The following is a 21,083-nucleotide window of genomic DNA, read 5'->3' as shown; positions in this document are numbered from 1 at the left end:
CCAATAGAAGAAGGAACATCAATCGCGACGACGAATCGAGCCAAGATCGACCACTTCACTCGATGGAAAATACACATCGACATCCAACTCATCGCGAGAGATTCCTGTAAACACAACACATATACGTCCATGACGGAGCGCGTATTCGAGATCACCCCAACTCGGACCAGCATATCCACGATTCGACCATCGCTGAACGTGAAAGTGAAAGTGTGCCAGTGCATGATCTGACTGCTCGATCATATCACTTGATGCAACAAACACATCATCACCGCGCCGATGCGCTGGTCGTGGCGGATACAGGACCGAAACGTATGTATCCGGTGCATTTTCACTCGGACGGAGAATACCACCGTACTCTGTTGTTTCGTCCGAGTGGTCGAGTTCGGCATGACTGAAAAGTGCTTTACGAACGTCATCGTCACTGATGGCATCGTCAATCGCCATCAACGCGATCACATCGGCCCATGCGAGCTTATCCTGCCATGTTGAAAGACGATCGTCGGCGGGTGGTTGCTTGCCCTGCTCGCGCTCCGATCTACGGTAGGTTGATCGCTGGTTGATTCTTCCCCTCAACTCACTCAGCAGACTTGTTTTGGATTGGTTGAATCGATCGACGCGTGCTCGTGCTGTGTATCGCAGCGGCTCGGCATGGTACAGCTTCAACGCGAGTCTGCGGTCATCGTTGATCCCGGCAATCGCCGATGCAGCCTGGGTCCACCAGCGAACATGATCCGAATCGGGCTGCGCGAGCGAGAGCAACCACGCCAGTTCCTCGCCAGTCACCGGCACACAACCGAGGTCATTCCAGCACGCACGTAACGCGTTCACAACTGCATCATCGCGAGAGCCCGCACCAGTCGAGGGAGATCCAAGGATCGATGCGCGGATCGAGCCATCGTTGTCAAGTCTCGTAAGAAGTCCCCACGCATCGGCTCGGGTTCGTTCTGCCCAGTTGATTCCCGGAACTTCCGGCCGTTGCGGAGGGTGCAGGAACACATCAAAGATCGTCTGCTCAACCGACTGTTTGGGCCTGAGCAGTTGGAGGATCTGCCGTTCCGGTCTGTCAAGGTCGCTGTACACCTCGCTCGGTCGTGTGTAGCTTCGTACAAACGACGGCACGGTCTCCTGCCAGTTTCGGTCAACTGCTGTGCCACCAAGAAACCGCACGATTTCCGCACTCGGTTCATGTGGAAGCATGTCGACAGCGACCCGCTCATTCGCTTCGTCGGCGGACGGATCCTCGTCAGAGAACAACAGGCGGAGGGCCTCAACTCTGAGCTGTTCGTCGTTCGCATGAGCCATCGCGATCGAGACGAGCGCATCCCTTGTATTACGCCGTTCGAGTTCACCTTCCTGCATGCGCTTCCACGCCTCGCGCATCGCGACACGTCGATCCTCCACCGAGAGCGAGGGGCTGCGGGCATCGGTCAAAGGGAGACCGGATCGACCGCTTGCTGTCTGCGTTCTTGTAGATCCACACGCGCAAATCACGGGCGGCAAGAGAAAAAGGACCGATAGCTTGGAAATACGTGCGGCACACACTGCGAACCCTCTATGGAATCTCATCATTGTGTAGTGTATGAACCACGGGAAATCCGTGATCGTCAGCACGTTTCCGGGTACTAAGCGTCAGCATATAGTTCCACATGGTTCGTGAACCCGCCACAAACACTGGAAGTACACACTCACACGCCGATGCGGAGTTGGCATCGCGCGTCACGATGGTACTCGATCGGATTCGGCCGGCGATTCAGGCCGACGGCGGTGATATCGAGCTCGTTGAGATCACAGCGGAGCGTGTGGTACGCATTAAGTTTCTTGGTGCGTGCGTTGGATGTCCGTCGGCAACACTCACGCTGAATATGGGAATTGAACGAAATTTGAAGGCCCATGTGCCTGAGGTTCATTCGGTCGAAGCCATAAACTGAGCCGAGACATCAACTTAACATACACATCGTCCGAAAACATGCTATCACGCTCCCGAAAGACTACCACGATCCGGTGTATGTGGGCGGAATCAACTGACATGCAATAAATTCTGTTGTTCCCACGCCGGGTTTTCTCTACTTTAATGGGAGAGCCGGAACTGGTCCGGATCGCGAGGGAGAGACGGACAGGAGGTCCAGGTGCTGGTCATCACACGGAGAGAGGGTGAGGAAGTCGTCATTGGCGATCCTCGCAAACCACTCGGGATCATTCGCGTTGCCTCCATCAAAGGCGATCGCATCAGACTTGCTTTCGAGTTTCCCAAGGAGATTGACGTGCATCGCAGGGAGATCGCTGAGCAGATCCTTCGAGATCAACAGATCAAGCCCACAAACCCGTCGATAGAACAAGACCGCAGACCCGAATGAGACTGCGGTCAAGTTTGAACATCACTCGTCAGAAAGTACAGTCGTCTTACTCGGGCGTGCCTGAACTCATGTCGTACACCCACGTATCCCCTGCGCGCGAATAGCTGACTACTTCGCCTCCGAAGAAGAGATTGAGTTCGTGCGCCGCTGCCTCGGGGCTGTCGGACCCGTGAATCAGGTTGAACGAGTTTGAAACACCAAAGTCACCGCGAATCGTTCCAGGCTCAGCCTTGGAACCGAATGTCGCACCCATCATCTTGCGACAGATTGCGATTGCTCCGTTGCCGCTGATCGCCAGCACCAGAACGGGGCTGGAGGTCATGAACTTGACAAGCCCGTCGTAGAACGGCTTGCCCTGGTGGGCAGCGTAGTGCTTTGCTGCGAGTTCTGGCGAGATCTGCATGAGCTTCGCTCCGACGATTTGCAGGCCTTTTTCCTCAAAGCGTGAGATAATGCGGCCCATGAGACCGCGCTGAACCGCGTCGGGCTTCAGAATGATGAGTGTCGTTTCCATGTCGATGTCTCCGTCTGTGTTGTGCAAATGATCGGGTATTTGTGCGTGTTTGGGTCGAAAGGATAGACAGAAACCCTCAGGTGGCAACCGATCGTCACATATCTCCAAACAATGACGTACCACCCCACGTGGCTGCAGCAGCGAAGCCTACGAGCCCGCCAACAAATCCGACTCCAGCAGCACACAGAGCAATAGCAATACTCAGAATCAATGTATAAGGCAATGCTCGATTTGTTTTCAGCACAGCAAGCGATTCACACGATGCTCGCCAGCGAGAGTTCCACATAACCGGTGCAATCAACGCAAGTCCGGTCCAAACCAGAAACAATCCAGTTGCAATCGGAAATAACAAATGCGTCGAATTCAAGTTGAGAACATGGTACCCAAAGACACTGATCGCGCACACAATCATCGTGCAAGGACCAATCGCGAGCCATGGGATCTGCATTATCCAAAGATGCTTCATCCAGATCAAACGAGCAAGCTCATGATCTGACGGGTGGTGCAGAAAAGAGCCCAAAACACCCGCGAGCGCAGTGAGGCCGAACGCTGCTCCCAATATCAGCCCAGCAATCACCGTTGATTCAACACCATACCAGAACATGTTGCTGACGCCGTTGTGCGAAGCTGACGAACTACATATGCCCGCGCCAGTTGCATACAGAATAATGATACCGCTCCACACCAGCACTCGAATAGCAAGGGCTTTATATTCCTGACACACGAACTCAGCACGAAGCTGCCAAATATCCACTTCCGCAATCTCATTGTACTTTCCACACTCGGGGCACGGGCCGTAGGGAAGATTTCCAAGTGGATACCTGCATGCAAGGCACAGCATGGTATCGGCGTGGAGTGTTGGCTTTGCGTCTTGTTTACACATCGATAGATGCAATCATTTCCAGAAGAACTATGAAACACATACAACTGGCACGACCCATTATTTGCCACTGCTGCAATACCACTGGCAAACTCGACATCGAGTTACCAGTACGACCACCTGATGAGTGCTGCTGTTGGCAGAACGACATACAGAAACTGTCCAAGGACAATCATCCTTGCAAGCGAAGAGAATGAAACTCCGCGAATCTCTGTTTCCGTCACAAATGCATACTGAAGATCACTCTTCCAGCGAATTTCCCATCGTGAAGGAGTTGCCATAATGAGAAAAAGCCAAAGCACCACGCACGCGAGAACGCCGAACAGGGAGCCAACGACATAGGCTATCACAATCACCAAAGGTAGAACAAGGTATGGAAGAAGCAGTACATGCAAATACTGAGCCCAGATAGAAAACAACAGCCCTTTGCTATGGCTATCACAACTCCTCGCAACTACAAAGCCGGACAGACCCGCAACCAGAACGGGCAATCCCAATACGCTTGCGGCAACTGCTCCATATACAAGGAACCATCCAATGGCGCCAATACCCAGGTCTCTTGTCATACGCGCCCCCAGCGCACCAATACATATTGCCACGATGCCAATATACCATGCAAATCGAACGACGACTCGCTTTAGCCCTCGCTGAAGCAAGTATGCTCTGTGCCTGCACACTCTCAGTTCGTGTTCTGCATTTTCAACACCGCACTCGGGACACGAGCCGTACGGCAATCCTTTCAATGAATATCCGCATGACACGCACGTCATGTCGTCGCTATGCAATGGTGTCGCAGAAGAGAGCGTCTGATCTGTCACGCACGACCCCAGTCTAGAGAAACACTGCTGCCATCGCTATGACAATGAACATCCCACCCTGAAAGCCAACGACCAGCCCCATGCTGACCACGATCCCGGCAACAATCGCGTGGACCATGTGCGGCACGCTGGATTCTGGTACGCAGAGCGTTTCACGCAGTTCGTTCCACTCGCTCGCCCACATCGGCATCGCTGCAACGCTGAAAACGACCCACATCAGCAGCAGCACCAGTGTGGCAATCATTGATAGCCCGGCCAGCGGCACACCGAGTGTTGGTGCAGACACAATGAACAGCACAATCGCACACGGCCCCAGCAGTAACCACGGAAGTTGCAACCGCCACAAGAGACGTATCCACACGCGCCACATCATTATCCGGTACGGCTCTGCCACACCCCGCCCGACCACAATACCGCCCGCGAATCCGGCACAAACAACCACGACCATCGCAGTCGCAGCGACGAACGCTTCTTTCACACCAACAAACACAAGCGCCGGCAGCGAGTACAATCCAATGATCGGCAACCACATCCACGTCAGATACGGCGCCCAACGCTGAAGAGACAACGCGAGTTCGCGTCTTCCCTCACCTTGCTCGGCTTCGATGTGACCGTTGTACGTGCCACACTCAGGACATTCACCGTGTGGCAATCCTTTCAATGCATATCCGCATGACACACAGGTCATGTCATCATCATGGATCTGTGCTTTGTCCTGCTCCACATTGATCATTGGAGGAAAGCTTAGCTCACTCAAAAATACCACACGAACAGCACGACCACGCCAAAGCTCCCCACGATCGTTGCTGCGGTTGAGATAAACTCCAGCATCTCCATTCGCTTTGACGGCACAAGATCAAGACTCGATTCGAGACTGTTGACAAACGCCCAGAAGATCATCCATGCAAGTGAGACAAGCCCCAGCACACCGAAAACACCAAACACACCGACGATCACCATCGCCTCACGCCCAAACATGTCCTGGGCGATCTCGACCATCCACAAAAACCCTGCCAGCCCAAAGATCCACGGCAGATGGAGCAGGAACAGCCAGCGCATGCGGATGAGTGTGAGCAGGTTCCGCTGCGGTCGTGCGAATGCGGCCGGGCTCACAACAAAGAAGCTACCGATGATGATGGTCAGCGCAAAGAGAGCACAGCCAATCAGCTGCACGAATGTTGCACTGCTCCCCGTGAGCAGTTTGAGCAGGAAGAGAGCACCGGTCGCTGCAAGCACCAGTACGATCCCATCGCGCAGAGCCGCATCGCGCAGCTGCAGCGCATGATCGAGCCTTTTGGAGGCCATGTGGAGTGAACGCTTGTCGAACGGCTTTCCGCACTCCGGGCAGACATTTGTTTCGATCCCCTGAACGTTGTAGTTGCAGTGCGGGCAATGGTCGGTGTTGCTGTGCTTATTGATTGAATCAGGATCGAGCCCGAACCAACGACCAAAGCACTCGGCCGCGCGCGAAAAACCGCGCTGCAGGAGCGCGGTCAGCCGGTTGCTGGATTTCGCTAGAAACTCAAGCGGCGTTTCGCTCAGCTCCAACGAGGTTTGCGATGGCGGTCGGCGATCCAATGATGGTCTCCCGCAGCGTGTCGAGATCACTCGCGGGCGCCTTGGGGTCTACCAGTTCAAGCGGGATGCGGATACGCCCGGTCGGAACACCCCGTGCATCAATATCGGCACGTGCCAGCCCGAATTTGACATTGGGGCACCCCGTCTGGCTGCACACGCGTGCGATCTCGGTCTTGAGCGAACTATACAGGCTCGCTGCGCTCCCGTGAATTGTCGGTTCGTACTCGATCACGAGGTCGATGCTGGCGTTTGTGGTGTTGTTCATGTGTCGGGTATCGACTGCATCTGCCTGACTCGCTTGAATGTGATGCCAATGATCTGGCCTGCGGATATGAAGTCCGAAAAAGATCGGGTCTGTGTGTACTTCTGGACAGGACGGTTGATGACAACGACCATGGAAGCAAAGCCACGCGCAAAGTCTGCTCGCAAGGTTGATGCCGAGAGCATGGCAAAGAACCAGCGCGAGATCTCGGTGTCCGAGTTCTTCGCAAAGAACAGGCACCTGCTTGGGTTCGACAATCCGCGCAAAGCGTTGTTGACAACTGTCAAGGAGGCGGTCGACAACGCGCTCGACGCGTGCGAGGAAGCGGGCATCCTCCCCGATATCACGGTAAGACTGGAAGAACTTGTTGCTCCCCCATCGCCGAGCAAATCGGGCAGGTATCGGATCACCATCACGGACAACGGCCCCGGCATTGTGCGCAAGCAGGTCGAGCATATTTTCGGCAGACTGCTCTACGGCTCAAAGTTCCATAGGCTGAAGATGAGTCGCGGTCAGCAAGGCATCGGTATCTCGGCTGCGGGCATGTACGGGCTGATGACCACGGGCAAGCCGATGGTCATCCTGACGCGTCCCAGCAAACGCAAACCAGCCCATCACATCGAACTCGCGATGGACACGACGCGCAACCGTCCCGAGGTCACCATCGATCGCGAGACAGACGAGTTCCCGGAAACTTCGACCGGGACAGGAACGTCTGTCACCATCGAACTGGAAGCACGCTACACGCGCGGCAAGACGAGTATCGACGCGTATCTTGAGCAGACCGGTATCGCCAATCCGCACGCGCACATTGTGTTCTATCCACCAAAGAGCAAGGCAAGCGATGCCGATCCCACCGCACTGTCGGGCAAATCAGAGAACGCGTCGCCGCTCGAACGTGCTGCTAAGTCAGATGATGATGAATCAAGCCATCATCCCACAACGCAGGTGATGGACGATCACATTATCTATCCTCGTGCGGTGGATGAGCTTCCGCCTGAGACATCCGAGATCAAGCCGCATCCGTATGGCGTGGAACTCGGCACATTCCTTCGCCTGCTGAAACAAACAGACGAGAAGCAACTCGCTGGCTTCCTGAAGAACGAGTTCTGCCGTGTGCCACCGAGCGTGGTAAAAGAAGTTGCAAGCCAGGCGAGCACAAAGAAACTCTCCATCACCGGGCAAACGTATATCTCGCGCATTGATCACGCTGCTGCGGAACTCATCTACAACGCGCTACAGAACGCAAAGCTCAGGTCGCCTCCAACGGACTGTCTCGCACCAATCGGTGTGCGCACGATGCTCGCTGGCATGCTCAAGGGTGTCCGCGCGGAGTTCTACGCTGCAAGCACACGCGCACCGGCTGTGTATCGAGGCATGCCGTTCCAGATCGAGGTCGCGATCGCATACGGCGGCGATCTGCCGGGCGACGAGCCGAGTCGTGTCATCCGGTTCGCCAACCGAGTGCCATTGCTCTACCAGCAGTCGGCGTGTTGCTCGTTCAAGAGCGTCATTGAAGCGTCGTGGCGAAACTATGGACTCACCCAACCGCGTGGATCAGTTCCTGTTGCGCCGATGGTCGTGATGATCCATATGGCGAGCGTGTGGGTGCCGTTCACTAGTGAGAGCAAGGAAGCGATCGCTGACTACGACGATATCCGCAAGGAGATGAAACTCGCGTTGCAGGAGTGCGGGCGAAAGCTCGGCACATACATGCGCAAGCGTCAGAAGATGAAACGCGAGGGACAGCGGCGCGACGTGTTCGAACGATATATCGGCGAGATATCAAAGAGTTGCAACGCCCTGACCGGATACGATGCAAAGACGCTGTACGATGCGCTTCTCGAACAGGCCCGCCAGAAGACCGAGATCGCGGACGCTGTCCTCGATGAGGACGGCCAGATCGTGCGCGCAACCAAGGAAGAAAAAGTGGACGACGGTGTCATCATTGTTGGTGATGATGGCACTGTGCGAGGACTGGATGAGCCCAAGCCAGCACGTCCATTGAAGAAGAAAAAGAAGAAGCGCGCCGCAGTTGGTTCAACGCAGGATGCAAGCGAGCGTGTGCTGAAGAAGAAGCGAAAGAAGATCTCAGCAGACAGCACCCGCCCCGATCGACCATTAAAAAAGAAGAAAAAACGCAGCGTAACCTCACGCGATGACAGCTCTCTCTTTGGTTGAGCAAGTTCCATATCGGTGAACCTCTGGAGCAGCCATGCGATCGATCAACCTCGACACACCTGTGCCGACACGATTCGCGATCGCGGGTATCGTTGCTATCGCTGTCATTGTCATGCAGATCGTGCTGGTGCTTGGGAGATCAACCGACCCTGCGATGTCGTCGCTGTTTGTTGGGAGTTCGTGGGTTCGATCGGGCTGGCCGGTTGTGCTGTATGTGCTCGCAGGTGCAGGGTTCGGCACATATATAACTGGCAAACTGAAACTCGCTGACACGCACTGGACAATCTCGTGCGCTGTCGGGCTTGGACTGCTTCTGTTTCTAACAACAACACTGGGCACTTTCGGACTGCTTGTCGGATCATTGGGCCGAATCGTCGCGTGGCTCGTTGTTCTACTGGGCGCGGGATTGTTCGCACCAACCACTTTCGCATTTTTCCGAAAGAAACCGTCAAAGCACACATCGCTAGGGACGTGGATCCCTTTGTGTGCGATCGTCTGCTGTAGTCTTCCAGTTCTCATTGCAGCAACAAGCCCGCCGGGATATCTGTGGACCTCCGAGTTTGGCGGGTTTGATGCGCTGAGTTACCACCTTGAACTACCGAAGCGATGGCTCAATGCCGCTCATATCGCAGCATTCCCCGACAATATCTACTCCTTCTTCCCAAGTTGGATCGAGAGCAGCTACGTCCATCTTGCGATGCTCGCGGGCGATGTCAGCCGGGATACGCACGGCATTGATCGGTTCATTGCAGGCGATGCCAGATCACTCATCGGCGCCCAGCTCTTTACCGCAGCAACATGCGTCATCTGTGCGTGTATGGTTGGGCATATGGTGCATGCTGCGTGTAGGCACCTGAACTTTAAACCGCACACTGCACCAGCAATCGCATCATGCGTGTTTCTTCTCACGCCATGGTCGATCGTGATTGGATCGCTCGCGTACAACGAGTGTGGCATGATGCTCTTTGGTGTTGCATCGTGGGTTATCGCAATGCAACGCGGGACGCAATCATCCGCAAAGGCTGTGTGTATCGCGATTCTGCTCGGAGCGAGCTTTGGATGCAAGCCGACGGCCGCGTTCATGTTTGCACCTGTCACGATCGCGATTGCGCTTGCGACATCACCAAGAAAACACTGGATAGCATCTGGTGCGATCGTTGTGCTGCTCGGCGTAGTCACACCGACACCGTGGATTGTAAGAAATCTTCGCGTTTCGAGCAATCCGCTCATGCCGTTTGCAACGAGCGTCTTTGGTACGGGGCACTGGACGCAGGAGCAGGCGGACCGATTCTCAAAGGCCCACCACAACAGTGAACCAATAGGCGAGCGGCTGGCAATACTTGTTGGTCCTCAGTCCATCACTCCCACATCCTCGCAACCCGACACGCGTTCTGCTGTCGAAAAACACCGGGGATACTCGAATCCACAGTGGCTACCCGTGCCGTTATTTGCACTGATCGGGCTTGGCGCGGGTCTCACATCACGCTGGACACGGAAGATCACGATCATCGCGGGCGGAGCACTTGCGTTGCAGTTGCTCGCATGGATGTCTGTGACACATCTGCAATCGAGATTTCTTCTGCCAACACTCCCACTGCTGTGCAGCTTTGCTGTTGTTCCGATTGCCGTCCTTGCACGTGCACAGAAGGCGCAGTTCACCAGATTGCTCAGTGCTGTGATTGTCATCGTGACAGCTGTCGTCAGCGTGATGTTTCTTGCAACAGAGCGCAACGGGCAGGCATTTCAGTTGGCCGGCACCCCACCGTCGGCGTGGAACGGTAATGCGCTCCGCGACATTACGCAGAACACGAACATCTCGCCGGCAGATCGCGCAGCTGCACTGGCGCAGTCTCCTGCATCCGCGTGGATCAACACCATTGCGCCGCAGGATGCGGATGTGCTTGTTCTTGGGGACGCAGCAACACTCTATGTGCGATCGCCATACACCATGGCAACAACCTGGGACAGCTCAGCTATCGATGCCATCCTCCAGAGACACAACGAGTCAGCAATCAACTGGCACGCAGAACTCGCAGTTGCGGGGTTCGACATCGTTGTCATCAACTTCGCCGAGCTGGCGCGGTATCGTGAGAGCAACTGGAACATCCCGTCTCTCACGGAGGAACGTGTCAACGAGATCGGCCAGCAACTTAGCCCGCCCGCGTGGGTGCACGAATCGGGCAATATCGCCGCGTTCATTGTGCAACCAAGCAGGAGCACACCGCCCGAATGAACCGATATGAATGTGTCGAATCCTGACTCAGCGAGGCGTTCCGTTTGCAGCAATCCGCATCAGACAACTCCGCGCAGTCCCGATCAATCGGACGAACTGTCGTTCAGTTGATCGGGTATCTGATTGGGATTGCGCTGCTTGTGTGGTGTATCAGGCTCGCATTCTCAGAAGAAAACAGCGCACAACTCGCAACACTGAAGGACGCGCCGGCGCAATCGCTTATCCTCCTCCTTATGCTGTCGCTCGCATCGGTCGGTGTGAACGGCTTCCTGTTCTGGATCGCGCTGACGCCATTGCGCAGATTGCCGCTTGCCGATGTCCTGTGGACCAACGCGCTCGCAACACTGCTGAACTACCTGCCGTTCAAGCTGAGCGTTGCAAGCCGTGTGCTCGTGCACGCGCGCAAGCACAACGTCTCGATACCGCGCATCGGGGCATGGTTTGCATCTGTCGGCGCGGTGATGCTCTGCACGCTCGTGCCATTCAGCGCGGTGTGCAGATACTTTGGGAACGTGCACACCCAGTCAGTTCTGCTGGGCTTGCTCGCTGTATTGGGATGCCTTGCTGCGACACTCGTGTTCTTTCGAGTGCTCAAAGCAAAGCTTCCAACTGCAAACAATGAGCAGACACCAGCGGGACTTGCCCGGTTAGGCATGCAAATGACGGGCGACGGCACGCGCGATCTTGCAACGCTGCTCAGCTCGCCTGCACCCGTGTTCGTCGGCGCATTGTTCCGTCTGGTGGATCTTCTCCTGCTGGCATCGCGTATGTTCATTGCGGGAAAACTGCTCGGCATAGAACTGCACATGGAGCACGCCATCATGCTCGCGAGCGGGCACTTTCTCGCCGGCGTACTCAGCCCCATCGGCATGGTCGGCACACGCGAGGCTGCGACGGTTGCACTCGCAACCGCGATCGGTGTCGCAAACGCAGAGAATGTCGCTTCACTCCCATTGCTTGTTGCTGCGAGTGAGTTGCCCGTGCTGCTTGTGCTGTGCCCGTTCGCTGTGCTGTTTCTCCGATTCGACAGACTTCTCGCAGTGCGTAAGATGCCGATACCATCAGAAACACTCGCGCCATCCACGGATGAGACACCCGACGAAGCACGCACATGATCTCACACATCATCCCGCACACCATCGAACCTGTCTGGCCAGCAACTCGTCCCGGCCGCGCTGCACACGCATTCCTTGTTGACAAGCCGGGCGACGCACAGATCGGGCTCATCGGGCTTGCGGATGATCTCGGCATCGCACTCAACAACGGACGACCCGGCGCTGCAGAAGGCCCGAACGCGTTCCGTAACGCGCTCGCAACCTACGGCACCGCACATCCAATGCACGTAAATTGGCCCAAAGTCTTCGACGCTGGCAACATTATCTCGATCTCGCACGATTCGGGCATGTCTGACGAGGATCGACACTGCCACATCCACGATCGAGTGACGGAAGCAACCGCTGCGATGCTCAATCTCGGCCTGTTCCCTGTCGCGATCGGCGGCGGGCACGACCTGACGTTTCCGTTCATTCGCGCGGTTTCGCAACATCACAAGACTCCGCTGAACGGCGTGTACTTTGATGCACATCTCGACGTGCGTGACACAATCGGCAGCGGCATGCCGTTCAGACGACTGATTGAGAATAACTTTGCATCGCGTTTGCATGTGCTCGGACTCAATGCGCACGTGAACAGCAGAGAGCACGCAGACTGGTTCACGTCCCACGGTGGCACCATCTGCCTGCCAAGCGACGATCTTGCAACAGTGCTGGAATCATGGACTAGCGCAGGCTTTGCCAGCTTCGACATGGACGTGATCGACGCTGCGCACGCGCCGGGTGTCAGCGCACTTCATCCGTGCGGCACTGACGTGCGAACCGCAGCGACGTGGTGCGAAGAGATCGGCGCGTGCTCGCATATCAGCGCGTTCGATATCATGGAGCTGTCGCCACCATATGACAAAGACAACCGGACTGCGCGGGTTGCTGCGCACCTGTTCCTGAGTTTTCTTGCCGGATTCGCACGCAGATAGTTCTTACTGCAACGAGAGAGACAATGACACTGTTGATCCGAAACGCACGAGTCCTCACAATGTGCCCCGCTGATGCGCCGGCTGTGGGCAATGCACTCACAGGTGCGGATATGAACGATCTCGGCGTGATCGAGAAAGCTGACGTACTGATGGAGAACGGTTGCATTACCTCGCTCAGCCCGACATGCACCACCCAAGCGTCCAGGACAATCGACGCAAAGGGTCGGGTGCTGATGCCAGCGTTCGTTGACTGCCACACGCATCTGTGCTGGGCTGGCAATCGACTCGACGAATGGGAACAGAAACTGGCTGGCGCTGCGTATCTCGATATCCTCAAAGCGGGTGGCGGCATCATGAGCACCGTTCGTACGGTGCGCAGCGCTACCGAGGATCAACTCGTTGATCTGCTAGTCAAGCGACTGCACATCGCACTGCGCCACGGCACTACCACGGTCGAGATAAAGTCTGGTTATGGGCTCGACAAAGAAACAGAACTCAAGATGCTGCGCTCGATCAAACAGGCCGACGATATCTGGCCCGGCACGATTGTTCCCACCGCCTGCATCGGACACGCGCTCGATCCGGATGTTGACCACGACACGTTCATCAATCGCACAATCGATGAGACACTCCCAGCTGTCACGCGGGAGTTCCCGGGCATTTCGATCGATGCGTACTGCGAGACCGGCGCGTGGTCGTGCGACGAGTGCTGCAGGCTGTTCGATACGGCGCAGCGTGCAGGGCATCCGTGCCGTATCCACGCGGACCAGTTCAACTCGCTCGGCATGACGCAGGCTGCGATCGATCGAAACTTTGCCAGCGTTGATCATCTCGAAGCTGCTGTAGCCAACGATCTTCGCACGCTCGCACAATCAAGCACGTTCGGGGTGATGCTTCCGATTGCCGGGTTCCACACGGATGACCGGTATGGGAACGGCCGCGCCTTTGTCGATGCTGGTGGCAGGCTCGCGATCGCAACAAACTGCAACCCCGGCAGCGCACCAAGCGTGTCGATGCCATTGGCGATTGCGCTCGCAGTTCGCAAGAACAAACTCACACCGAACGAGGCAATCGTTGCATGCACACGCAACGCAGCCGCACTGCTCGGATTCACGGATCGCGGGATCATTCGCGAGGGAGCACGTGCTGACCTCATCCTGCTGAACACAATCGATGAACGCGAGCTTGCGCACACGCTGGGCGGCAATCCGGTATGCACAACAATCTGCCGAGGTGTGATTTTGTAAACTGCAATGAAAAACGGACACTCACGAGGAGTGTCCGTTCAATCATGCAGATTGCAGTCGTATTATGCGATCTCGACTGTTGCGCCAGCTTCTGAGAGCTTGGCCTTGATCTCTTCTGCTTCGTCCTTGGAGACACCCTGCTTGACTGGCTTGGGTGCGCCATCGACGAGCTCTTTGGCTTCCTTGAGACCGAGACCGGTGATCTCGCGGACAGCCTTGATGACCTGGATCTTGTTCGCGCCAGCGCTTGCGAGGACCGCATCGAAGCTTGTCTTCTCAACGGGAGCTGCGCCGCCATCACCAGCACCTGCAGCTGCAACCATCACAGCACCGCCACCTGCGGGCTCAATGCCGTAGTGATCCTTCAGGTAGTCGCCGAGGTCCTTTGCCTCTTTGAGCGTGAGACCGGCGATAGAGTCGCCGAGATCGGTAATCTTCTTGTCAAATGTCTTTGCTTCGTCGGACATGGAATCTTCCTTCCAATCACGATTGAGTTCTCACCCAACCACATGCTCATCCCAGAGGGGCCGAACCGTTCGACGCATTATCCCGGAACCCGGGCCAGTGGGATGCAGATGTTTCATTCACGCCAGGACGGCCTCAGCCAACCTTGGCGATGGTCTCTCCTTTTTCGAGTTTTTCCTCGATTGCCTTGATCTGGCCAACCAGTTTGCCACCAGGACCAAGTGCTGCACCAGCGATTTTGCGTGCTGGAGACAGCATAAGCGTGACAACCTGACCAATCGCCTCTTCGCGGGTCGGGTACTTGCTCAGTTCCTTGACACCATCGGTCCCCTTGAAGACCTGGCCATCAAGCACCGCTCCTGTGAGTTCGAGCTTTGGAAACTTCTTGAGCAGATCAACAATCTTGCGTGCAACATCGACGACGCTCTCTGCGCCATAGCAGATCGCATTCGGGCCGGTGAGCAGCGGCTCAATCGCCTCAAGCCCAGTGTCCTTGAACGCAACACGTGCGAGCGAGTTGCGGATCACCGTTACTCTGATGCCATCATCGCGAAGCGATGTCCGGATAGTTCCTGTGTCCTCGTGACCGATGCCACGAATGCTGATGAGCAGCGCGTTCTCGACTCCGTCGAAACGCTCCTTGTACTCACTTACGATCATGTCTTTCATTACTTTTGACATACGTCATTCTCCGACCTGTGTGCCGTGCGATCTACTCGCACGAGGCGGTGTGGTTTGTGTTCGAATCACTCGTCAGCAGCGGCAGCAACCGCGATCTGCACGCCGGGTGTCATTGTGCCCGAGACAGTGATCTTCTTGACATAGGTGCCCTTCACGGTCGAGGGCTTTGCCTTCTCGATTGTCGCGATAAAGTGGTTGAGATTCTCCAGCAGAGCGTCGTCATCGAAACTCATCTTGCCGAGAATTCCGTGGACATTTCCACCCTTGTCAGCGCGATACTCGAGCTTGCCAGCAGCAAACTCCCTGACCGCTCCGATGACATCCTTGGTCACGCTGCCAGCCTTTGGCGAGGGCATCAGCCCCTTCGGGCCGAGCACTCGGCCGAGCTTTGAGATGACTCGCATCATGTCGGGTGTCGACACTGCAACGTCAAAGTCAAAGAATCCCTTCTCGATTTCATCGACAAGGTCCTCTCCGCCAGCCTTCACAGCACCAGCTTCGAGTGCTTCCTTCACCTGATCGGACGGGCAGAACGCAACGACGCGCTTTGCCTTGCCGATACCGCGCGGCAACGACACAGAGCCGCGGATCGCCTGATCCGCCTGCTTTGTATCCAGACCAAGGTGCATCACGACGTTAACCGTCTGATCGAACTTCGGTGCTTTGAATGTGCGCAGTGTCTTGATTGCTTCCGCTGCTTCCACTGGAGCGGAGAGCATCAGCTTTGTATTTTCACGAACACGCTTGCTCAGTTTGGGCATGTGGTATCTCCTGTGTCTCCGTAGGTGCGATTAGTCCACCACCGTCACGCCCATGGAGCGTGCGGTGCCCTCAATGATGCGCATGGCTGCTTCGACGCTCGCGGCGGTCAGATCTTCCTTCTTCTCTTCCGCGATCTTCTTCACCTGCTCACGCGTGATCTTGCCAACCTTGTTCTTGTTCGGCTCACCGGATCCCTTGTCGACCCCAGCAGCTTCCTTGATCAGCACCGATGCGGGCGAAGCCTTGATCTCAAGATCGAACGTGCGGTCGGAGTAGGATGTCACAATGCACGCAACGACCTTGCCGTTCAGCTTGGACGTTTCGGCGTTGAACTTCTGGATGAACTGGCCTGGGTTGACACCCTTGGCACCGAGCACAGGACCAAGTGGCGGTGCAGGTGTTGCCTGCCCACCGGGAGCCATGATTTTGAACTTGTGGACAACTTCTCTCTGTGCCACTGCTGAGGACCTCCCACCCAAGACCTGAACGGCTCGGGTCGTACAAACGGACTGCAAGGCACGCCATGCACGATGCACGGCGCGAAACCTAATTGTGTGAGCCTGAAATCAGCCGGATTCAGCGAATCAGACTCGGGCCGAAATGATAGAGCCTCCAATCGACAAAGCAAACCCCAGCCTGAAACGTGACTGGCGTGCGATCAAGACCAGATTTCAGGGCAAGAGCAGGCTTATTGAAGCCCTCGACCAACTACACGTCTGCTGCCGGTGGCCTGAAGCATCGGACCAAGCACCCTTGTCTGGAGCCCAGCACGCTCTGCACGCTCAAGCATCTGGCGAGCGTGATAGTCGCGCCCCTCCGCCTGCATGAGGACCGCCAGTGTCAGCCAGCCCGATGGCGTGCCAGCCTGATTCGCATAGCCGGATACATCGCGCACAAGCTCTCGCAACGCGCGGTCGTTCCCGAGCCAGAACTGCCCGTCGATCGGCTTTGATGCGAGCGAAGGATCACGTTCATATACCAGCCCAATCAGCGCCACACCTGAAGCCGTGTCGCCATTGCGCAGCAGAGCGACTGCAAGTGCGCGGGACGCAAGGGTGTCCGTATCGTTCAATGCGACATAGTTGCGCAGTGTATCAATAGCCTGACCAGTATGACCGTTGCGGAGGCTCGCAGCAGCGCTTTGGATATCTTCCGGAATATTAGATGCTTGTGGTACTTGCTGCTGGGGCGCAGGTGCAGGGTGCTCGTATGTCGGCGCAACGGATGTTGCGCCAACGTACACCACTTCTGTCGAAGCAGTCCCCCAGTTCTCATTCGGATATGCAGAGGAATAACTGGTCCGTGGATAGCGCCAGCGGATGTCATACACACTGCCATACAACGGCGAATATACAACCGGCTCGCATACATACCGACGGTGGAGTGAGTGTCCATAATGGGAGTAGTATGGAGAGCCAGCGTGCAGCGACAGGTTGAAGTTGTCGTCGGAATATCCGATACGCAGGCCTACACCTGACCTGTGCACACCTCTGTCACGGAAATGCTGATGCTCATGCGCGTACGTCCACAACTCCGGCCCGTCGCATGCTGAGGTATTCCCTATGTACACAATCGGTTCATTGGTTTGATGCCGAGTCGGATACGGCTTATACACAAAACGATCCTGGTTTGTCCGAACCCGATTCTGTGGCGTTCCATAACTTGGACGGGTCAAAACTGGACGCGACATCGGACCTGTACTTGGTGCGGATGTTGTCCGTGGTCCGAATGGCTTGGTTGTGGGAAACTGCATCCGGGTCTGAGCGTTTGCTCCACCCGCCGCACAACCTGCCAGCACAAACCCTGCCAACACACCACTCGTCGAACGCTTGATTTGAATACGTTGAAGCACGCTCATCACCCCTCTCGGTTCATCGCACACATGGCTAGCGGGCCGCATGTTGTCTATTCAGAGGAATCCCGAAAGACATTTCAGTATTTCCCTACACTACGGACGCATGAGCACCATACATTGTTCCCATCCATCCCCAACCTTTCCCCAAACACGGCTTCAGGTATCGTTTCTGATGGTCCTCTGCTGTATCGCTGCCCTGCTTCCCTCATGCACCACTTCATCGCGATCTCAGATTATCTCTGCAGACGGCACGAGTACGCTCACCATCAAGCCGCAGTACGCTGTTTACATGGCAGGAGATTCGGGCACGGCTGACTTTTACATCACGGATATCCCGGCAGAGCATCTCGATTCGGAGTCGCTCCCTTCCACGCTCTCAGGCACAATCACACACGTGCAGTTGTTTCTTGAGCCGCGTATCGGCAAGACACCTCGCAACTCAAACGCATCAACCTGCACGATTGAGTTCTACATCGTCGCGAATGGACTCGTTGGTCTGTACGGCGGGGGTGGGTACATGCAGCCGGATGGACGCATCGGGGATCAGAACATAACTGCGTCGATCAGGAAGGCTTCGCTTGCGCCGCTACGCCACAGCCCGGGTTTCATGGATGTGCTTGGGCCTTCCCATTTCAATCTCACAGAAACATTTGACCGAAACACGCTTATGGCGCTCACACTCCGCGACGTCTGCAACACATTGTCTCAACGAGCGAATCAAAGCACGCGAAACTAACACGCTATGTTCTTGATGCCGTATCGTGCGCTCGAGTGAGCACGAGCTCGGACGCTGTGTACAGTGTGCGCAGCATGTCATGCGGCATGGATCTTCCAACCAGCCGCGGCGCGTCGAGTTCGGTAAACCGCTCGGGTTCAACCTTCGCAAGATCCGGGTCTGCGATCGGGCTTTGTCCGTCGTAATCGGTTTCGAACATTGTCCGTAGCGCCCAATATCTACTGGCATACAGATCAAACGCCTGCTCCCGTGTGCTCGCGAGAGCACCCATCGGATGCGAACCTCCATCTGTTTTCTCGATGTGCTGCTCTGTTGTCACGATATCCGAACCAAACAGGATTCGACCGTTCCATCGCGTAGCAAATCGCATGAAGTCATCGTGCGAGTGCTTGCTGAGTTCGCGTACCTGCCACTTCGTTGCAGAGCAGTCAAGATACAGGTTGTCGTGGCGTTCGAGCAATCCCGACAGAAACGCAAGGTCTTCGGGCCAGCCGCCCATATGCGCGGCTATCCATGGACAATCAAACCGATCGAGTGCGCGCTCAAGTGAAGCATATTGCTCGACCTTTGTACCGTATCGGCTCGCGTCTGCGTATGTGGTCTTGAACCACGTATCGGGATCGGCAACATGCACCATGATCATCATGCCAAGTTCTTGTGCAAGCTCCGCCTGCCGGATCCTCCACGGGCTGTCAAACCCGATCACATCCCTTGCATGCTCGGTAGGCACAAAGTCGTGGAGTCGCGGCGCATTCCAAAACTTGATCATGCGCGAGCCATGCACCTCACGAAAGTACCGGATGTCGTCGAGATACCCCTCCGTGAACGCATGAAATCGATCGGGCGAACCGAAGTTCGGCACTGCAATGAATCTGATCCTGTCGCCCAGTTTTCTGGCAACCGATTCTGCTAGCGGACGTGGTGTCATGGAGTACGTCCGCGCGATTCCGTACAGCTCAGCTGCCTCCGCATACACATCAACAGCCACATCTCCCGAGATATGTGAGTGGATGTCAATTATCGGGGCCACTGGATGTCCAAGTTTCCTAGCTTCCGCGCGGTAGTCGAGTTGCAGCAGGTTGGCTGCATGGGTCATGCGGGCGCTCCCTTCCAAGTGGAACAGTGGAATCTGCACAGAAATGGTCCCAAGCTCCGGATACCGGGGTTTGATGGTCCAACCATTGCATCAGTGACAGTATCCATCGCACCATCTTTGGGTCAGCCCGAATCGATCCGCGTGACCAGACAGGGCACGCGCGCGCAGGAAATCGAACATAAACCGCAGCACGGTGCATCCGGATCCTCATCAACACGGAAACCCCGCGTCGTTCTGGCCCATGACTGGACCGTTGGCGTTCGCGGGGGTGAGCACGTCCTCGAACGCATCGCAGGTGTCGTATCACGACGTCACGATGTTGCCGATCTGCTGACAATGTTTGATTCGGGCGTCTCGATCGGTCCATGTGTTGATGCGCTAAAACGCCATGTCTCAGATGTTGGAGAGTTGCCTGAAGCCAACCTCCTCCGTCGCTGGCTGCTCCCTGCATATCCGTTTGCGGTTGGTTCGCTCTCACGCACACTCTCGCATCTGCACGAACACACCCCCATTGATCTTGTCATCTCCACAAGTTCGTCAGCAATCAAGAACCTGCGGATCCCATCGGGGGTTAAGCATGTGTGCTACTGCCATTCACCAGCGCGGTATCTCTGGTCGCAGCGGGATGAATCCGCAGCGGGCATCGCACGATTCGGACTCAAACTGGCTGGTGCTCCGCTTCGATACTGGGACAAGCACGGCTCGCAGCACGTGACAAGGTTTATTGCAAACTCATCGCACGTGCAGCAGGAAATACAGCGATGCTTTCATCAAGACGCTGATGTGATCCATCCACCTGTACAGACATCCTTTTTTACACCCAGCAACGCTTCAGAAGTCGAGACCGACACCAAAGTGCTCACACATGAGCTGAGCCTGTCGCATGCGTTACTAAGCCAGCCCTTCTTGCTGTATGTTGCTGCACTCGAGCCATACAAACGTGTCGATCTTGCTATCGATGCTGCGCTGGTAGCGGGGCTCCCACTGCTGATCGCAGGCCACGGATCGCAGGCATCAGAACTACAGGCGAGGTACAACGGGATTCCCGGGCTCCATCTGCTTGGCAAAGTCAGCAACCCTGCTCTTCGCGCGCTGTACCGAAAGGCACATGCACTCATCTTCCCGCAGATCGAGGACTTTGGTATGATCGCAGCAGAAGCGCAGGCGTGCGGATGTCCTGTGATCGCCCGCCGAAAAGGAGGGGCTCTTGACATCGTGCGCGATCACGAAACCGGCATCTTCTTTGATGATCCGGACCCGAGTCAGATTGCTGCATGTGTTCGAGACGTCGCGAGGATCTCACGATCGGTGTGCTCAGTACATGCACAGCAGTTCTCAGAACACAGATTCGATACCGCGCTCATTCGCGTCATCAACACAATCTGAGTG

22 protein-coding genes are annotated in these 21,083 nt (G+C 56.0%); 9 read left to right on the top strand and 13 right to left on the bottom strand.

Features of this window, described 5'->3' with window-relative positions:
- Positions 1-18: 18 nt before the first annotated feature.
- Positions 19-1,434, bottom strand: coding sequence for a hypothetical protein (locus H6815_10115; GenBank protein MCB9860793.1), 1,416 nt, complete (start codon positions 1,432-1,434; stop codon positions 19-21).
- A 272-nt stretch (positions 1,435-1,706) separates the two neighbouring features.
- Between H6815_10115 and H6815_10110 the strand changes: the two genes are divergently transcribed.
- Positions 1,707-1,931 carry a NifU family protein gene (locus H6815_10110; protein MCB9860792.1) on the top strand — a complete coding sequence of 75 codons (225 nt, stop codon included), beginning with the start codon at positions 1,707-1,709 and terminating at the stop codon, positions 1,929-1,931.
- Positions 1,932-2,129: 198 nt separating this feature from the next.
- A complete protein-coding gene (locus H6815_10105) occupies positions 2,130-2,357 on the top strand; it encodes a carbon storage regulator (protein ID MCB9860791.1) in 228 nt (75 codons plus the stop codon).
- Between the two features lie 46 nt (positions 2,358-2,403).
- Here H6815_10105 and ndk read toward each other — a convergent pair whose 3' ends face one another.
- The 6 genes from ndk to H6815_10075 form a co-directional block, all read right to left on the bottom strand.
- A complete protein-coding gene (gene ndk / locus H6815_10100; protein MCB9860790.1) occupies positions 2,404-2,871 on the bottom strand; it encodes a nucleoside-diphosphate kinase in 468 nt (155 codons plus the stop codon).
- Positions 2,872-2,965: 94 nt separating this feature from the next.
- Complete coding sequence (locus tag H6815_10095; GenBank protein ID MCB9860789.1) at positions 2,966-3,754, bottom strand: hypothetical protein; 789 nt, start codon at positions 3,752-3,754, stop codon at positions 2,966-2,968.
- A gap of 101 nt (positions 3,755-3,855) precedes the next feature.
- Positions 3,856-4,317 (bottom strand): hypothetical protein, encoded by a 462-nt coding sequence (locus tag H6815_10090; GenBank protein ID MCB9860788.1) that lies wholly within the window; start codon positions 4,315-4,317, stop codon positions 3,856-3,858.
- A 265-nt stretch (positions 4,318-4,582) separates the two neighbouring features.
- Positions 4,583-5,302 carry a hypothetical protein gene (locus H6815_10085; protein MCB9860787.1) on the bottom strand — a complete coding sequence of 240 codons (720 nt, stop codon included), beginning with the start codon at positions 5,300-5,302 and terminating at the stop codon, positions 4,583-4,585.
- A gap of 20 nt (positions 5,303-5,322) precedes the next feature.
- Positions 5,323-6,147: a hypothetical protein gene (locus H6815_10080; protein MCB9860786.1), complete on the bottom strand. Its 825-nt coding sequence runs from the start codon at positions 6,145-6,147 to the stop codon at positions 5,323-5,325.
- A complete protein-coding gene (locus H6815_10075) occupies positions 6,092-6,412 on the bottom strand; it encodes a hypothetical protein (GenBank protein MCB9860785.1) in 321 nt (106 codons plus the stop codon). The genes H6815_10080 and H6815_10075 overlap by 56 nt, the downstream gene beginning before the upstream one ends.
- Before the next feature lie 129 nt (positions 6,413-6,541).
- Between H6815_10075 and H6815_10070 the strand changes: the two genes are divergently transcribed.
- Genes H6815_10070 through H6815_10050 form a run of 5 tightly spaced genes read left to right on the top strand, consistent with a single transcriptional unit; the run spans position 6,542 to position 14,099 of the window.
- Entirely contained in the window at positions 6,542-8,590 is a 2,049-nt protein-coding gene (locus tag H6815_10070) for a DNA topoisomerase VI subunit B (GenBank protein ID MCB9860784.1), read from the top strand.
- A gap of 34 nt (positions 8,591-8,624) precedes the next feature.
- Positions 8,625-10,823 (top strand): hypothetical protein, encoded by a 2,199-nt coding sequence (locus H6815_10065; protein MCB9860783.1) that lies wholly within the window; start codon positions 8,625-8,627, stop codon positions 10,821-10,823.
- Between the two features lie 44 nt (positions 10,824-10,867).
- Positions 10,868-11,938 (top strand): flippase-like domain-containing protein, encoded by a 1,071-nt coding sequence (locus tag H6815_10060; GenBank protein ID MCB9860782.1) that lies wholly within the window; start codon positions 10,868-10,870, stop codon positions 11,936-11,938.
- Positions 11,935-12,852 carry a formimidoylglutamase gene (locus tag H6815_10055; protein MCB9860781.1) on the top strand — a complete coding sequence of 306 codons (918 nt, stop codon included), beginning with the start codon at positions 11,935-11,937 and terminating at the stop codon, positions 12,850-12,852. Before H6815_10060 ends, H6815_10055 begins: the two co-directional genes overlap by 4 nt.
- A 23-nt stretch (positions 12,853-12,875) precedes the next feature.
- Positions 12,876-14,099 (top strand): imidazolonepropionase, encoded by a 1,224-nt coding sequence (locus tag H6815_10050; GenBank protein ID MCB9860780.1) that lies wholly within the window; start codon positions 12,876-12,878, stop codon positions 14,097-14,099.
- Between the two features lie 62 nt (positions 14,100-14,161).
- Here H6815_10050 and rplL read toward each other — a convergent pair whose 3' ends face one another.
- The 5 genes from rplL to H6815_10025 all read right to left on the bottom strand — a co-directional run bounded on the left by rplL (position 14,162) and on the right by H6815_10025 (position 17,493).
- Positions 14,162-14,566: a 50S ribosomal protein L7/L12 gene (gene rplL / locus H6815_10045; protein MCB9860779.1), complete on the bottom strand. Its 405-nt coding sequence runs from the start codon at positions 14,564-14,566 to the stop codon at positions 14,162-14,164.
- A 133-nt stretch (positions 14,567-14,699) separates the two neighbouring features.
- The gene (locus tag H6815_10040) at positions 14,700-15,245 is read right to left on the bottom strand and encodes a 50S ribosomal protein L10 (protein ID MCB9860778.1); all 546 of its coding nucleotides are present in this window, start codon (positions 15,243-15,245) and stop codon (positions 14,700-14,702) included.
- 65 nt (positions 15,246-15,310) lie between these two features.
- A complete protein-coding gene (locus H6815_10035) occupies positions 15,311-16,006 on the bottom strand; it encodes a 50S ribosomal protein L1 (GenBank protein ID MCB9860777.1) in 696 nt (231 codons plus the stop codon).
- Positions 16,007-16,036: 30 nt separating this feature from the next.
- Entirely contained in the window at positions 16,037-16,429 is a 393-nt protein-coding gene (rplK, locus tag H6815_10030; GenBank protein ID MCB9860776.1) for a 50S ribosomal protein L11, read from the bottom strand.
- Between the two features lie 266 nt (positions 16,430-16,695).
- Positions 16,696-17,493 (bottom strand): hypothetical protein, encoded by a 798-nt coding sequence (locus H6815_10025; GenBank protein ID MCB9860775.1) that lies wholly within the window; start codon positions 17,491-17,493, stop codon positions 16,696-16,698.
- Positions 17,494-18,151: 658 nt separating this feature from the next.
- Here H6815_10025 and H6815_10020 point away from each other — a divergent pair.
- Positions 18,152-18,598 (top strand): hypothetical protein, encoded by a 447-nt coding sequence (locus tag H6815_10020; protein ID MCB9860774.1) that lies wholly within the window; start codon positions 18,152-18,154, stop codon positions 18,596-18,598.
- A 4-nt stretch (positions 18,599-18,602) separates the two neighbouring features.
- On the opposite strand, the gene H6815_10015 is transcribed toward H6815_10020, so the two are convergent.
- A complete protein-coding gene (locus tag H6815_10015) occupies positions 18,603-19,694 on the bottom strand; it encodes an amidohydrolase family protein (protein ID MCB9860773.1) in 1,092 nt (363 codons plus the stop codon).
- A 93-nt stretch (positions 19,695-19,787) separates the two neighbouring features.
- Here H6815_10015 and H6815_10010 point away from each other — a divergent pair, with 93 nt between their 5' ends.
- A complete protein-coding gene (locus tag H6815_10010) occupies positions 19,788-21,080 on the top strand; it encodes a glycosyltransferase (GenBank protein MCB9860772.1) in 1,293 nt (430 codons plus the stop codon).
- The last annotated feature ends 3 nt before the right edge of the window (positions 21,081-21,083 follow it).

The organism is Phycisphaeraceae bacterium (assembly GCA_020639155.1).
Lineage (GTDB): Bacteria > Planctomycetota > Phycisphaerae > Phycisphaerales > UBA1924 > JACKHF01.
The sequence above is the reverse complement of the archived record's forward strand: the minus strand, read 5'-3'. Positions and strand labels throughout refer to the sequence as shown.

Coding starts and splice junctions, on each gene's coding strand:
- H6815_10055 (MCB9860781.1), top strand. CDS start 11,935: ATGATCTCACACATCATCCCGCACACCATCGAACCTGTCTGGCCAGCA.
- rplK (MCB9860776.1), bottom strand. CDS start 16,429: ATGGCTCCCGGTGGGCAGGCAACACCTGCACCGCCACTTGGTCCTGTG.
- H6815_10070 (MCB9860784.1), top strand. CDS start 6,542: ATGGAAGCAAAGCCACGCGCAAAGTCTGCTCGCAAGGTTGATGCCGAG.
- H6815_10085 (MCB9860787.1), bottom strand. CDS start 5,302: ATGATCAATGTGGAGCAGGACAAAGCACAGATCCATGATGATGACATG.
- H6815_10035 (MCB9860777.1), bottom strand. CDS start 16,006: ATGCCCAAACTGAGCAAGCGTGTTCGTGAAAATACAAAGCTGATGCTC.
- H6815_10090 (MCB9860788.1), bottom strand. CDS start 4,317: ATGACAAGAGACCTGGGTATTGGCGCCATTGGATGGTTCCTTGTATAT.
- H6815_10095 (MCB9860789.1), bottom strand. CDS start 3,754: ATGTGTAAACAAGACGCAAAGCCAACACTCCACGCCGATACCATGCTG.
- H6815_10015 (MCB9860773.1), bottom strand. CDS start 19,694: ATGACCCATGCAGCCAACCTGCTGCAACTCGACTACCGCGCGGAAGCT.
- H6815_10065 (MCB9860783.1), top strand. CDS start 8,625: ATGCGATCGATCAACCTCGACACACCTGTGCCGACACGATTCGCGATC.
- rplL (MCB9860779.1), bottom strand. CDS start 14,566: ATGTCCGACGAAGCAAAGACATTTGACAAGAAGATTACCGATCTCGGC.
- ndk (MCB9860790.1), bottom strand. CDS start 2,871: ATGGAAACGACACTCATCATTCTGAAGCCCGACGCGGTTCAGCGCGGT.
- H6815_10050 (MCB9860780.1), top strand. CDS start 12,876: ATGACACTGTTGATCCGAAACGCACGAGTCCTCACAATGTGCCCCGCT.
- H6815_10020 (MCB9860774.1), top strand. CDS start 18,152: ATGGCAGGAGATTCGGGCACGGCTGACTTTTACATCACGGATATCCCG.
- H6815_10040 (MCB9860778.1), bottom strand. CDS start 15,245: ATGTCAAAAGTAATGAAAGACATGATCGTAAGTGAGTACAAGGAGCGT.
- H6815_10075 (MCB9860785.1), bottom strand. CDS start 6,412: ATGAACAACACCACAAACGCCAGCATCGACCTCGTGATCGAGTACGAA.